The 14,593-nt window shown below is 31.5% G+C and carries 14 protein-coding genes and 1 pseudogene; 6 read left to right on the top strand and 9 right to left on the bottom strand.

The features are described from left to right. Positions 1 to 22 precede the first annotated feature (22 nt). Both murB and IDG65_RS00890 read left to right on the top strand, forming a co-directional pair. The gene (murB, locus tag IDG65_RS00895) at positions 23 to 946 is read left to right on the top strand and encodes a UDP-N-acetylmuramate dehydrogenase (protein ID WP_000608440.1); all 924 of its coding nucleotides are present in this window, start codon (positions 23 to 25) and stop codon (positions 944 to 946) included. A 17-nt stretch (positions 947 to 963) separates the two neighbouring features. Continuing rightward, a complete protein-coding gene (locus IDG65_RS00890) occupies positions 964 to 1,278 on the top strand; it encodes a CHY zinc finger protein (protein WP_001123293.1) in 315 nt (104 codons plus the stop codon). Between the two features lie 316 nt (positions 1,279 to 1,594). Here the strand turns inward: IDG65_RS00890 and IDG65_RS00885 are convergent, their stop codons facing one another. From IDG65_RS00885 to nrdI, 8 genes and pseudogenes are all read right to left on the bottom strand, one after another. After that, positions 1,595 to 2,623: a ferrated catecholamine ABC transporter substrate-binding lipoprotein SstD gene (locus IDG65_RS00885; RefSeq protein WP_000754457.1), complete on the bottom strand. Its 1,029-nt coding sequence runs from the start codon at positions 2,621 to 2,623 to the stop codon at positions 1,595 to 1,597. A gap of 118 nt (positions 2,624 to 2,741) precedes the next feature. After that, complete coding sequence (locus IDG65_RS00880; RefSeq protein ID WP_000616864.1) at positions 2,742 to 3,503, bottom strand: iron ABC transporter ATP-binding protein; 762 nt, start codon at positions 3,501 to 3,503, stop codon at positions 2,742 to 2,744. Then, the gene (locus IDG65_RS00875) at positions 3,500 to 4,456 is read right to left on the bottom strand and encodes an iron chelate uptake ABC transporter family permease subunit (protein WP_001245585.1); all 957 of its coding nucleotides are present in this window, start codon (positions 4,454 to 4,456) and stop codon (positions 3,500 to 3,502) included. Before IDG65_RS00875 ends, IDG65_RS00880 begins: the two co-directional genes overlap by 4 nt. After that, complete coding sequence (locus IDG65_RS00870) at positions 4,443 to 5,414, bottom strand: ABC transporter permease (RefSeq protein ID WP_000876310.1); 972 nt, start codon at positions 5,412 to 5,414, stop codon at positions 4,443 to 4,445. Before IDG65_RS00870 ends, IDG65_RS00875 begins: the two co-directional genes overlap by 14 nt. 83 nt (positions 5,415 to 5,497) lie before the next feature. Next, positions 5,498 to 5,581 (bottom strand): annotated as a pseudogene (locus tag IDG65_RS15115) (hypothetical protein); the annotation flags it as partial. Between the two features lie 202 nt (positions 5,582 to 5,783). Then, positions 5,784 to 6,755 carry a class 1b ribonucleoside-diphosphate reductase subunit beta gene (gene nrdF / locus IDG65_RS00865; protein WP_000562498.1) on the bottom strand — a complete coding sequence of 324 codons (972 nt, stop codon included), beginning with the start codon at positions 6,753 to 6,755 and terminating at the stop codon, positions 5,784 to 5,786. 119 nt (positions 6,756 to 6,874) lie between these two features. Then, positions 6,875 to 8,980 (bottom strand): class 1b ribonucleoside-diphosphate reductase subunit alpha, encoded by a 2,106-nt coding sequence (gene nrdE, locus IDG65_RS00860; protein WP_000855510.1) that lies wholly within the window; start codon positions 8,978 to 8,980, stop codon positions 6,875 to 6,877. Then, a complete protein-coding gene (gene nrdI / locus IDG65_RS00855; RefSeq protein ID WP_000692521.1) occupies positions 8,943 to 9,341 on the bottom strand; it encodes a class Ib ribonucleoside-diphosphate reductase assembly flavoprotein NrdI in 399 nt (132 codons plus the stop codon). The genes nrdE and nrdI overlap by 38 nt, the downstream gene beginning before the upstream one ends. 800 nt (positions 9,342 to 10,141) lie before the next feature. Here nrdI and IDG65_RS00850 point away from each other — a divergent pair. From IDG65_RS00850 to IDG65_RS00840, 3 genes are all read left to right on the top strand, one after another. After that, on the top strand, positions 10,142 to 11,008 hold the full coding sequence (locus tag IDG65_RS00850; protein WP_001068489.1) for a DMT family transporter: 867 nt from the start codon (positions 10,142 to 10,144) through the stop codon (positions 11,006 to 11,008). Positions 11,009 to 11,027: 19 nt separating this feature from the next. Next, entirely contained in the window at positions 11,028 to 11,528 is a 501-nt protein-coding gene (queF, locus tag IDG65_RS00845; RefSeq protein ID WP_000930014.1) for a preQ(1) synthase, read from the top strand. Between the two features lie 337 nt (positions 11,529 to 11,865). Further along, positions 11,866 to 13,371 (top strand): peptide MFS transporter, encoded by a 1,506-nt coding sequence (locus IDG65_RS00840; RefSeq protein ID WP_000193751.1) that lies wholly within the window; start codon positions 11,866 to 11,868, stop codon positions 13,369 to 13,371. A 77-nt stretch (positions 13,372 to 13,448) separates the two neighbouring features. Here the strand turns inward: IDG65_RS00840 and IDG65_RS00835 are convergent, their stop codons facing one another. After that, positions 13,449 to 13,550, bottom strand: a complete 102-nt coding sequence (locus tag IDG65_RS00835; protein WP_031789463.1) for a hypothetical protein — start codon at positions 13,548 to 13,550, stop codon at positions 13,449 to 13,451. A 90-nt stretch (positions 13,551 to 13,640) separates the two neighbouring features. Between IDG65_RS00835 and IDG65_RS00830 the strand changes: the two genes are divergently transcribed. Next, complete coding sequence (locus tag IDG65_RS00830) at positions 13,641 to 14,558, top strand: diacylglycerol/lipid kinase family protein (RefSeq protein WP_000429021.1); 918 nt, start codon at positions 13,641 to 13,643, stop codon at positions 14,556 to 14,558. The last annotated feature ends 35 nt before the right edge of the window (positions 14,559 to 14,593 follow it).

The following is a 14,593-nucleotide window of genomic DNA, read 5'->3' as shown; positions in this document are numbered from 1 at the left end:
ACGAGAAAGGATGTACTGAGAAGTGATAAATAAAGACATCTATCAAGCTTTACAACAACTTATCCCAAATGAAAAAATTAAAGTTGACGAACCTTTAAAACGATACACTTATACTAAGACAGGTGGTAATGCCGACTTTTATATTACCCCTACTAAAAATGAAGAAGTACAAGCAGTTGTTAAATATGCCTATCAAAATGAGATTCCTGTTACATATTTAGGCAATGGCTCAAATATTATTATCCGTGAAGGTGGTATTCGTGGCATTGTAATTAGTTTATTATCACTAGATCATATCGAAGTATCTGATGATGCGATAATAGCCGGTAGCGGCGCTGCAATTATTGATGTCTCACGTGTTGCTCGTGATTACGCACTTACTGGCCTTGAATTTGCATGTGGTATTCCAGGTTCAATTGGTGGTGCTGTGTATATGAATGCTGGCGCTTATGGTGGCGAAGTTAAAGATTGTATAGACTATGCGCTTTGCGTAAACGAACAAGGCTCATTAATTAAACTTACAACAAAAGAATTAGAGTTAGATTATCGTAATAGCATTATTCAAAAAGAACACTTAGTTGTATTAGAAGCTGCATTTACTTTAGCTCCTGGTAAAATGACTGAAATACAAGCTAAAATGGATGATTTAACAGAACGTAGAGAATCTAAACAACCTTTAGAGTATCCTTCATGTGGTAGTGTATTCCAAAGACCGCCTGGTCATTTTGCAGGTAAATTGATACAAGATTCTAATTTGCAAGGTCACCGTATTGGAGGCGTTGAAGTTTCAACTAAACACGCTGGTTTTATGGTAAATGTAGACAATGGAACTGCTACAGATTACGAAAACCTTATTCATTATGTACAAAAGACCGTCAAAGAAAAATTTGGCATTGAATTAAATCGTGAAGTTCGCATTATTGGTGAACATCCAAAGGAATCGTAAGTTAAGGAGCTTTGTCTATGCCTATAGTTTATGGTTCATTAATCGATACTGAAACACGCTGTCGCCATTATTTTACCGAAGAAGATATTATTGCTATTAAATTTAAATGTTGTAATAAATACTATCCATGCTATAAGTGCCATAATGAGTTTGAAAAGCACGCCATTAAGCGTTGGTCTGAGCCTTCATTTAACGAAAAAGCAATCTTATGCGGTGTATGCAAACACGAATTAACAATCAATGAATATATGATGGTTGAACGTTGTCCAAATTGTCAATCTCGATTTAACAATCGCTGCAAATATCATTATCATATTTATTTCGAAATTTAAACAACATAGCCAAAACATTATAGGGAGTGGGACAGACATGATAAAGCACCACTTCTATAGAATTCCTTTTTGATATTCTCTATGTTTGGGCCCCGCCAACTTGCATTGTCAGTAGAAATTGGAAATCAAATTTCTCTATGTTGGGAGCCCACTGGTATTGAAATGAACTTGTTACAAGTACATGTTCATTCAACCAACGACAAACAACAGAACATTTTAGAGTCTAGGACATTGATTAACGTCCCAGATTCCTTTTTTAAAAGAAAAGTGGGGAACAATGATTAAGACCTTTAACCATTGTTCCCCACTTTTAAAATTATTTTACAACTTTTTCAAGTTCCTCAATTTGTTTAATTGTAGTTGTAGTTGATCCAGCTGCAAAGTACCATAATTTAGGATCTAAATTATAAACTTTGTCTTCTTTAATTGCTTTAACATTTTTTAATACAGGATTATTTAATGCTTGTTTCGCAGTTGATTTACCACTTACAGCCTGTCCTCTATCCATTGCTAAAATAACATCTGGATTTTCTTTATTAATGTATTCGTTAGAGACATTTTGTCCGTGGTTACTATTGCTTACTTTTTTATCAACCGCGTTGAAACCTAATGTATCGTAAACTAATCCACCGAAACGACCTTTAGGTCCATAAGTAGATAATTCACCTTCATTAACTAATAAATACATAACTGATTTGTTGAACTTCTTAGTTTTATCTTTCATTGAAGCAATTTTGTTATCTAAATCTTTATTTAATTCTTTAGCTTTATCTTCTTTGTCGTAAATTTTACCGATATTTTCAGTGTTTTGTTTCATTGAACCAATTAAGTTCTTTTCATCTGCACCAACATAAACAATTTTTGCTTTTGGTGCAGCTTTTTTGAATTCATCTAAATTCTTTTGATTAGCTGTACGGCCTGAGATAAAGATTACTTCTGGTTTTGTTGCTGCAATTTTATCGAAATTAACTTCTTTCAAGTTACCAACATTTGTATACTTGTCATCTTTAAATGACTCTAAGAAGTTCGGTAATGACTTGCCGCCTTCCCCTTTAGGTAATGCTTTTACTTTGTCTGATAAGCCCATTTCTTTCATTACATCTAATGCACCATAATCTAATACAACTGCATTTTTAGGATTTTTTGGTACTTCAACAGTTTCTTTAACTTTTTTAGCATCGCTACCATCTTTTTTCTCGCCACGCATTTTATAGTTGTTTTCAATTTTCACTGTATCTTTAGAACCTTTAGTTTCTGATTTTGATTGTTCTTTATCAGAATTGTTACCACATGCTGCTAATAAAAACATTACTGCTACTACTAAATATAAGACTGTTTTCTTCATAATATAATTTTCTCCTCTTTTGGCTTAATCTGTGTGCTTGATGTGAAAAATAAATAAATGATTTATAGTTAAACTTTCTTTAATTGGTGCATCACCCCTTTAAAGTGTTTCCGAATTATCAATCCTTAAAATATAAACAAATCCTTTGATTTTTTATATGTTCAATTTGAATATCCATGTCATATAAATCACTTAAAACACTACTTTGAATGACATTATCTTTCAAATCTGATTTAACTAGTTGTCCGTTTTTCAGTGCTACAATTTGATCTGAATAACAGGACGCAAAGTTAATATCATGTAACACAATGACAATCGCTTTATTCATTTTATGTGCTAACATTTTTAACGTTTGCATAATTTGAACAGCATGCTTCATATCTAAATTATTTAACGGTTCATCTAAAAGAATATATTCAGTATCTTGTGCAATGGTCATCGCTATATAGGCACGTTGACGTTGTCCACCAGACAATGATTTTATATTACGCTTTCTAATATCTTGTAATTGCAACAAATCTAAAGCATCATTAACAATTTCATGATCTTCTTTCGTTAAACGTCCTTTAGAATAAGGGAATCGTCCGAAATTAACTAATTGTTCTACAGTAATGTTCATTTCTGTATGGTTCGTTTGCTTTAAAATCGATATCTTTTTCGACAAATCATTGTTTTTATAATCAGACATAAGCTGTCCATCTATTTTTACTTCCCCTTCATCAAACCGAATTAAGCGACATATCGCTGAAAGTAACGTACTCTTCCCTGCTCCATTAGGTCCAATTAAAGAAGTCAACTTACCTTTTTCAATTTCTATGCTAATATCGTCCAATATCATTTGATTATTTATAGTTTTAGTTAAATTTCCAACTTGAATCATTGCGCATTTCTCCTTCTAACTAATAGATAAATGAAATAACTTCCACCAATTAAATCAATAAGTATACTCATTTCTGTCGTAGCCTCAAACACATTTTCAACTACCCATTGCGCACTAAATAAACTAATCCAACTCAAGCAAATTGTCGCGATTAATATATATTTATGTTCATACGTCTTCATTAGTTCATGCGCTAGATTTACAGTCAATAAGCCTAAAAATGTAATTGGTCCTACTAATGCAGTTGACACAGAAACTAAGACAGAAACTATTACAAGTAGAATCCGCGTTAATTTTTCATACGATATACCAAGATTAATTGCTTCAGCACGACCTAAAAGCAATACATCTAAATACGGCAATAGAAAAATTGTAATGACTAATAAGATTACTAATAATACTGCTGAAAAAGAAACTAAATTCGAATTAGAGGCATTAAAATTAGCAAACATACTACTTTGTATTGCTAAAAATGATTCAGGATCCATAATCAATTGAATAAAACCTGTAATGCTTCTAAAAAATGTTCCTAAAAGGACACCAATAAGTAAGATAAAATAAATTGAAAAATGTCCAATTTTAAAGATACCTTGGAATAGGATTAGTGCGAATAACACCATCGTTATAAGTGTTAATATAAAATTCAAATATACATTAGTAACCCACACCGATTGAATTCCAAATAAAAAGACTGGCAATACTTTGATAAATAAATAAACTGCATCTAATCCCATTATTGATGGTGTCAATAAACGATTATTTGTAATCGCTTGGAAAATAACAACGGATGTTGCAATGGCAGCACCTACTAAAATAATTAATATGAACTTTCTTAAACGACTTGAAAATTGATATTCAAATATTTCAAAATCAATACCAACAAATAAGTACAGCATACTAATTAAGAACGTGACTACAATTAAAAGCATTATTTTTTTATTATTGTTGCGCATAATTTTTCCTACCTTTCATAAGTAAGATAAGGAAAATGATTGTTCCAAATACACCTATTGTTAAACCAATATTAATTTCATAAGGATAAACTACAATTCTGCCAACTATATCAGAAAACAATACAAAGATGGCACCTAACATCATCGTATGAGGGATAGCATTTTTTAAATGATCGCCTCTATAAATCGAAATAATATTTGGTATTACTAGTCCTAAGAACGGTAATGTTCCAACAGTCACCACTACCAATGCTGTAATAGTTGCAGTAATAAACAATGCGATGTTAATTAATTTTTCGTAACTCAAACCTAAATTATTGGTAAAGTCTTTACCCATTCCTACAATTGTGAAATGATTCGCAAAAAGATATGTCAATGCTAAAAGAGGAATACTTAAATACAAGATTTCATAACGTCCACTTGTGATAATGGCAAAGTTCCCGTTAAGCCAGTTACCAATGCTTTGAACTGCGTTCGTACGTAATGAGATAAACGTTGTAAAACTAGCAACAATGCCACCCATCATAATCCCTAATAGTGGTACAAAGATGACATCTTTCACTTTGATAAAATCAATAATTTTAACAAATAAAAATGTTCCGCCGATGCTGCAAATAACAGCAAATACTAATTTTAATAAAATATGACCAGTTGGAAAGAATAATAAGGCAATTAAGATACCTAATTTTGCCCACTCCATCGTCCCAGCTGTAGTTGGACTAACAAACTTATTTTGCATCATTTGTTGCATGATTAGGCCAGCTAAAGCTAATGAACTACCAGCAATTAAAATACTCATCGTTCTCGGTATTCGGCTTGAGAACAATATATTTTGCTGTGAGTCTGATAAATGAAAGATATCTTTAATAGACAGTTCACTGACACCTATAAACAACGAAATGATTGTTAGCAATATAAGTAATAGAAGCAAAATTTTTCCCTTTAATAAATACTTCATTACAAAATTTTCTCCCTTTAATTTAATGATAATTATTATCATTGATAACATTTCTCATTAATGGTATCGTTTTTTGTCACTCATTTCAATAGCCTTTCAAATAATTTATTGTCGATTTTATTGATATTTGCAATTAAAATAGAAATCAATTTTTGTAAATGTGTATTTTAGATGTATATAGTAAAATAGCACACCCTTTTGTAATGCAATATCTTGTATACTTTCTAGCCTCATTGACATCATTAAATGCAATTTTTACTTTTTCAAAATGTGCATACGTTTTTAAGCATAGAGAAAAGACCTTCAACATGTCGGAAGCGAATGTCATCGCTTTGCCCTTTCATGTGAAGGTCTTTTTAATTTTAATTATTATTTGTTGTCAAATACAAAGTCATCATCTTGTAATGCTTCTACATTTAATGCTAATACATAACCATCACCTTTTACAGAGAAGAAGTCATGGTTTTTAGTTGTTGTATCTAAGGCATTCTCAATGATTGGGTTAAATTCACGTTCCTCAAAATAAGGTTCAAAACCTAAATTTGAAAGTGCTTTATTTCCATTATATTTAACATAGTTTAACACATCTTCAGTGATTCCAAGATCATCGTATAACATTTTTGTGTATGACTCTTCATTTAAATACAAGTCATTTAGCAATTTATACATTTCTTGATCAGCTTTTTGCTTCTCACTTTCAGATAGTTCATTTCGTAAATGCTGTGCATCTAAACCAGTAAACACACCATGAATAGATTCATCTAAAAGAATTTTACGAATGATTTCTCCTGATGTCGTCATTTTCCCTTGACCAGCTAAATATAGCGGATAATAGAAACCAGAGAAGAATAAGAATGTTTCTAAAAATACACTCGTAACTCTGGCCATATATTGGTCATATATGGAAGCTTCTTTACCCCAAAGTTTGTGGTAATTAGCAACAATTTTATCTGATTTATATTTTAAATGTGGTTCTTCTAAAACCCATTCATCTAATAAATAGTTTGTTTCACTAGATGGTAATAACGTTGTGAAAATATGCGAATAACTTTTCGCGTGTATTTGCTCCATCATCGCCATAAATGAATAAACTGCTTTTTTTCTTAAGTCAGTCGTATGTAGCATGACTAAAGGCATACCATCATCTGCTTGATGTGTATCTAAGCCTGTTAAACCAGCTAATGCTTTTTTAAATGTGTCTTGTTCAGCTTCTGACAAAGTCTTCCAACTTGCAATGTCTTTTGATACTTTAAATTCTGTTTCAACCCACATTTGAGATATATTTTGTCTCCAAAACATATTCGTCATATCTTCTTGTGTGTTCCAATTAACAGCTATCATGAATATAATTTCCTCCTGTAATGTTACTCTCAATAATTGACAAATATAGACATGGCAGACTAATCATCTGTTATTTTAAACGAGATGATTAGCTGTTTGTCATTTTCAACATTTAATTGTTAGATAGAACAACTTGTACATTCTTCTACACTTAATAATTTATTTCTAGTATAGTAAAGTGATTTTAATCCTTTATAGTGCGCATATACATATAATCTTGCTAACTCACGTGTAGAAATTTCAGAATTAACATAAAGTATCGTTGAGATACCTTGGTCAATATGCGTTTGAATTGTCGCAATTAAATCGATTAATTTCATCTGATCAGTATTGAATGCTGATTTGTAGTACCACATTGTTTGTGGTGATAAGAATGGCATAGGGTAAAATGTTTCCGCATTACCATAAGTACGACGTTCAATTTGATCAACGATTGGCATTACAGAACTTGTAGCATTTTGAACATAAGAAATACTTTGTGTTGGAGCAATAGCTAATCTATATGCATGATATAAACCATATTGTTCAACATCTTGTTGTAGTTTCTTCCAATCCTCAGAAGTAGGAATAACCATACCGTCGAATAATTCACGTACTTTTTCGAATTGAGGTTCAAATTCTTGAGTTGTATAGAACTCGAAATATTTGCCATTAGCATAATCAGACTTTTCAAAGTCTTGATATTTGATACCACGCTCTTTAGCGATTTCCATTGAACGTTCGATTGAGTAGAAATTCATCATCATAAAGAAGATATTTGCAAAATCTTTTGCTTCTTCTGACTCATAACCAATTTTATTTTTTGCTAGGTAACCGTGTAAATTCATGACACCAAGACCAACTGAATGTAATTCACTATTAGCTTTTCTAACTCCTGGAGCATTTTGAATATTTGCTACATCACTTACAACAGTTAATGCGTCCATACCAGAGTGAACTGAATCTCTGAATTTTCCGCTTTCCATTACATTTACAATGTTTAATGAACCTAAGTTACAAGAAATATCACGTTTAATTTCGTCTTCAATACCATAATCGTTAATAATTGAAGTTTCTTGTAATTGGAAAATTTCAGTACATAAGTTACTCATTTTAATTTGTCCAATATTTGAATTCGGATGCACTCTATTAGCATTATCTTTAAACATTAAATATGGATAGCCTGATTGTAATTGTGTTTGCGCAATTAAATTCAACATTTCACGTGCATTCTTTTTCTTTTTCTCAACATTTGGATTTGCAACCATATCATCATAATATTTTTCTAAATCAATATCGTCTAATGTAACACCGTATTCTTCTTTAACTGTATGAGGTGCAAACATATAAAAGTCTTTACCTTCTTTAGCTAAATCGAAGAATTTAGATGGAACAATTAAACCAGTTGATATTGTAGATAAACGTAAATCTTCATCCGCATTTACTTTTTTAGTATCTAAAAATTCTTCTACATCATAATGGAAGATATTTAAGTACACAGCACCAGCACCAGGGCGTTGACCTAGTTGATCTGCATAGCTAAAGCCACCTTCAAGTGACTTAGCAATAGGTAAAACACCTTTCGCTACGCCTTTAATTCCTTTAATCGCTTCACCACGTGCACGCAATTTAGATAAGTTAATTGCTACGCCGCCACCAATTTTGCTTAATTGTTTTGCAGTTGAATCAATAAAGTTAATTGAATTTAAGCTGTCATCCACTTCTAATAAGAAACATGACACTAGCTCACCACGACGCACACGGCCTGCGTTTAAAAATGTTGGTGTCGCTGGTTGATATCTTTGTTCAACCATAGCAGAAATAAATTGCTTAGCTTGTGCTTTATTACCATTTGCTAGGTATAAAGCAACAATTGCAACGTGTTGATTATAGTCTTCTAAATATTGACTTTTATCATTTGTTTTCAAAGCGTAATCTTTGAAAAATTTACTAGCTGACATATAACTTGCAAAATTAAACGGGATTGATTTTGCATAATCAGTGATTTCAATTAGATCCGCTTCACTATAAATATCAAACACATTGAAATAAAAATCGTTGTCTACTAAATAACGTAAACGTTCGATTTCAGTGTCGAAGAAGATTGTTTTATCTTTTACTTCTTCTAAATAAGCTACTAAAGCTTCTTGGTCTTTTTCTAAACTAAAGAATCCATCTTCTCTTCGTTTAGTGACCTCATTATTTAATTCAATATGATTGTACTTTTTCTCTTCCATGGTTTTCATTAAAATTACCCACCTTGTTCTTAAATTCAATAACGTCTTTGTTTTTTCCATGTAACTCAAACTTCATTAATAAAGGGACATTATACTCTTCTGATATCGTGCGACCCGCTTTTGCGAAATTTAGTCCCCAATTTCGATTACCGCTAGCTGCCACACCTCTGATGTATTGATGATTAACTTCTAAAAAAGATTGAACGGGTTCTGGTACTTCTCCAAATCCAATAGTGCCAGTAACGATAATAAACGGTTCATGAACTGGTTCCATACAATTTTCTGCTGTAATCTCAAGCGTATTTTCAAGTTCTGTTCTCTTAATGAAACGACGGACATTTCCAGTAAATGAAAAATATATTATTTTCATTGGATCACCTTCTTTCTTCAACCCTTTTAAATAAAGTAGTCATTACAATTAAAAAATGCTTTAACAACATGGTTACTATGGTTATCTCAGCATTGTATTAACTATAATGAAGCTACTTATTTTCTCAAATGTAAACCAATTGCATAGATTTATATTTGAGAAAATAGTAGCTTATATGGGTTGAATGTATAAAAATCACTATATGTAGTGTTTACATCATTGGATATCTTCCATTTGCTCAGTACATTTTCTAAAAATATGACTATTAATTGATAATGACTATTAAATTTCTGTGTTAAATTACTTTTAAATGTAATTTCTTCATAAATAAAGCATTTGCATACAAAACACAAGATATTGTGTCTTTTTTGTTTCACCAACACTATATTATGTGTTTCATTATACATAAGACACACTATGATTTAAAGTGCCATTTTCTAATCGAATGTTCGTAAAACGTTCCAACTAGGCACCAATACTTAATTAGAAAAACTTGAACAAATTAAAAAAATTTTTTCAGTAGATATCACTTGATTTTTTAAAATCTGCGTCAATCTCAATTGTATCAACAGAAATTAAGAAAAAGCTTATTAGCTTGATACTGAATTGATATTTGTTTTATGTAATAACACAAACATTCATAAAAGTGTAATGCCCTATTATTCCGACAAATAAACACAGAACGTTTGTTCGGTACAGTCTATTATAGGCTTTTTATAGTAAATTTCAACTATTTATGCACAACATGTTGTTTTATGCTAATATAAATACGTTAATTTTATATAAAAGAGGCGATAAAATTGAATCCTAAAGTAAAAGGTATCATTGCCATTTTAATTTCGGCTATTGGTTTCAGTTTTATGTCAGTGTTTTTCAGACTTGCAGGTGATCTTCCTGTTTTTCAAAAATCATTAGCACGAAACTTAGTAGCAATGTTTATTCCATTATTTTTTATATATAAATATCATCAACCAATGTTTGGTAAACTCTCAAGCCAACCATTATTATTAACACGTTCGACACTTGGACTTATAGGTGTATTATTAAATATTTACGCCATTGACCATATGGTACTTAGTGATGCCGATTCATTAATGAAACTCAATCCTTTCTGGACGATTTTATTAAGTATTGTTTTCTTACATGAAAAGGTAAGGAAGTATCAAATAACAGCAATGATAATTGCTATTTTAGGTATGCTTTTAATAGTGAAACCTGAATTTTCATCATCTATGATTCCATCACTAGCTGGACTATTTTCAGGTATTTTTGCAGCATCGGCATATACATGTGTTCGCGCACTTAGTACTAGAGAAGCACCATACACCATTGTATTTTACTTCTCATTATTTTCAGTCATCGTATTAATACCATTTACTGCATATACATATGAACCAATGAGTCAGATGCAAATACTTTATCTATTAGGGGCTGGCTTAGCTGCCGCTGTGGGTCAAATTGGTGTTACATTGGCATATAGTTTTGCTGCTGCTAAAGATATTTCTATTTTCACGTATGCATCTATAATTTTTACAGCAATACTTGGATTTATTCTATTTGGAGAATCTCCAGATTTCTATGCAACATTAGGTTACGTCGTTATTATCGGTGCAAGTTATTACATGTTTGAAAAAGCACGCCGAGACGCCAAAATAATAAAAAAATAAATTTAAAGGAGCGCTTTATATGGCACATGGCCGTCAACAAGATGAATTACAAGATATAACTTTATTAGGAAATCAAGACAATACTTACAATTTTGACTATCGTCCTGATGTTTTAGAATCATTCGATAATAAACATCAAGGTCGCGACTATTTCGTAAAATTCAACTGTCCAGAATTCACATCATTATGTCCGATTACTGGGCAACCAGATTTTGCAACTATCTACATTTCTTATATTCCAAATGTTAAAATGGTTGAATCAAAATCGTTGAAACTTTACTTATTTAGTTTCAGAAATCACGGTGATTTCCACGAAGATTGTATGAATATTATTATGAATGACTTGATAGAGCTTATGGATCCACATTATATTGAAGTTTGGGGCAAGTTCACACCACGTGGTGGAATTTCTATTGACCCTTATACAAACTATGGACGTCCAAATTCTAAATATGAAAAAATGGCTGAGCATCGTCTAATGAATCATGATTTATATCCAGAAAAAATAGATAACCGTTAATTTGTTTCCCTTTTCAAAGCACATCAGTATGTTGGTTACTACCAACTTGTTGATGTGCTTTTTTAATATATATTGTAAATTAACTTCAATCATTAAATCCCAAAGTACACCAAAAGAATATTAATACACTAATTAAACAACATTTTTATAGAAACCTATTGCACTTTAACGTCAATAAGTATATTTTTATATTATCTCTAATTAATTGTGCGCGCTTAATAACAGAATATTCTCAATATTTTTATTTTTTTGTGATTTATTGGAATATTTAGTTGATAAGGTACAATCAAATTTACTTAAACTATTGTATTAGGGGAAGAAAGGATGGGATGTATAAATGACACAACAAAACTCCCATGGAAATCAAATTCAAGACATACCTCAAACAGGATTTTTCGGGCATCCTCGAGGACTAGGTGTACTCTTCTTTGTAGAGTTCTGGGAAAGGTTTAGTTATTATGGCATGCGTGCCCTACTCATTTTCTACATGTACTTTGCCGTAACAGATAATGGCCTTGGAATTGATAAAACAACAGCTATGTCAATTATGTCAGTTTATGGTTCATTAATCTATATGACATCAATACCAGGCGGATGGATTGCTGACAGAATTACAGGTACTAGAGGCGCTACTTTATTAGGTGCAGTCTTTATTATTATCGGACATATTTGTTTAAGCTTACCATTTGCATTAATCGGCTTATTCACATCAATGTTCTTCATCATTATTGGTTCAGGTTTAATGAAGCCAAATATTTCAAATATCGTTGGCCGTTTATATCCTGAAAATGATAGACGTATGGATGCAGGTTTTGTTATTTTCTATATGTCAGTTAATATGGGTGCATTATTATCACCTATTATTTTGCAACACTTTGTTAATGTTAAAAACTTCCACGGCGGATTCTTGATTGCAGCAGTTGGTATGGCATTAGGTTTAGTATGGTATGTACTTTTCAACCGCAAAAACTTAGGTAGCGTTGGTATGAAACCTACTAACCCATTGACACCAGCTGAAAAGAAAAAGTATGGTCTTATTATCGGAAGTGTTGTCTTAGCAATTGTATTAATTATCGTTATTGGTGCATTAACTAACTCATTATCATTTAACTTAGTTAGTAATACTGTTTTAGTATTAGGTATTGCATTACCAATCATTTACTTCACTTTAATTATTAGAAGTAAAGATGTCACTGATACTGAACGTTCTCGTGTTAAAGCATTTATTCCATTATTTATTCTTGGAATGGTGTTCTGGGCTATTCAAGAACAAGGGTCTAATGTATTAAACATTTATGGAATTGAACATTCAGATATGAAATTAAACTTATTTGGTTGGAAAACAAACTTTGGTGAAGCGATCTTCCAATCAATTAACCCATTATTTATTTTATTATTAGCTCCAATTATTTCACTTTTATGGCAAAAGCTTGGAACTAAACAACCTAGCCTGCCAGTAAAATTTGCAATTGGTACGTTCTTAGCAGGTGCGTCATACATACTAATTGGTATTGTAGGTTATGCATCAGGTTCATCAAACTTCTCAGTTAACTGGGTTATTTTATCGTACATTATTTGTGTTATCGGTGAGCTATGCTTATCACCAACGGGTAATAGTGCTGCTGTTAAGTTAGCACCTAAAGCATTTAATGCCCAAATGATGAGTATTTGGTACTTAACTAACGCTTCTGCACAAGCAATCAATGGTACATTAGTTAAGTTAATAGAACCACTAGGTCAAACAAATTACTTTATTTTCTTAGGTGTTGTTGCAATTATTGTTACAACAATTGTATTAGCATTCTCACCTTTAATTATTAAAGCAATGAAAGGTATTCGTTAATATTGTTGACCTAAATTAAAAAACAGTAAGTCATTTAAATGGCTTACTGTTTTTTTATAGGTTTCCATTAATTAAATTCAAGTTATCAGTATAAATAAAAACTTAATATGCTCATTATAGACAGCTATAACTATATTTTCTCGTCCCACTCTATAGAGATTAATTTCATTTATTACCATTTTCTCTATTTAAAAACATATTTTTGGTATTAGCAATTAAAAGTGGGTATATATATTTAATGAACCAATTTTTAGAAAGTAGGCTAAACTATGGAAAACAAATATACACATGGTGTCCTCTTTTACCATGAACACAGTGGATTAAAAAATATTAATCAAGGTATTGGGGAAGTTACAACAGCATTAAGTTCAATTTGTAAGCATCTTTCTATTCAATTGAGTGAAAGCGAAGGTGACATTATTAAATATTGCCAAGAAATCAAAACTAAAAACTATGCAAAAGATGTAGATATATTATTTATTCTTGGCGGTGATGGCACGGTTAACGAACTTATAAATGGTGTTATGGCACATAATCTTCAACTCCCTATCGGCATTTTACCAGGCGGTACTTTTAATGATTTTACAAAAACGCTAAATATTGCACCTAATCATAAACAAGCTAGTGAACAAATGATTTCTGCACAAGTTGGTACATACGATGTAATAAAAGTAAATAATCAATATGCACTCAACTTTGTTGGCTTAGGTCTAATTGTTCAAAACGCTGAAAACGTACAAGATGGGTCAAAAGATATATTTGGTAAATTAAGTTATATTGGATCAACTGTTAAAACACTGCTAAATCCAACACAATTTAATTATCAATTATCAATTGATGATAAGACATATTCTGGCGAAACGACCATGATACTTACAGCAAATGGTCCATTCATTGGTGGTAGTCGTATACCATTGACTGATTTGTCTCCTCAAGATGGTGAACTGAACACTTTCATTTTTAATGAACAAAGTTTCAGTATTTTAAATGATATTTTTAAAAAGCGTGATAGCATGAATTGGAATGAAATTACTCAAGGTATTGAGCATATACCTGGTAAAAAGATTTCACTTACAACAGATCCAGCAATGAAAGTTGATATTGATGGCGAAATTTCATTAGAAACACCTATTGATATTGAGGTTATACCAAATGCCATTCAGTTACTTACTGTCAATGATTTGTAAGCATCCGGAATGATCTTAACGGGATATTATATTAG

It is taken from the genome of Staphylococcus sp. EG-SA-17, from assembly GCF_017151845.1.
Lineage (GTDB): Bacteria > Bacillota > Bacilli > Staphylococcales > Staphylococcaceae > Staphylococcus > Staphylococcus aureus.
This window is presented reverse-complemented; position numbering and strand designations above follow the sequence as displayed.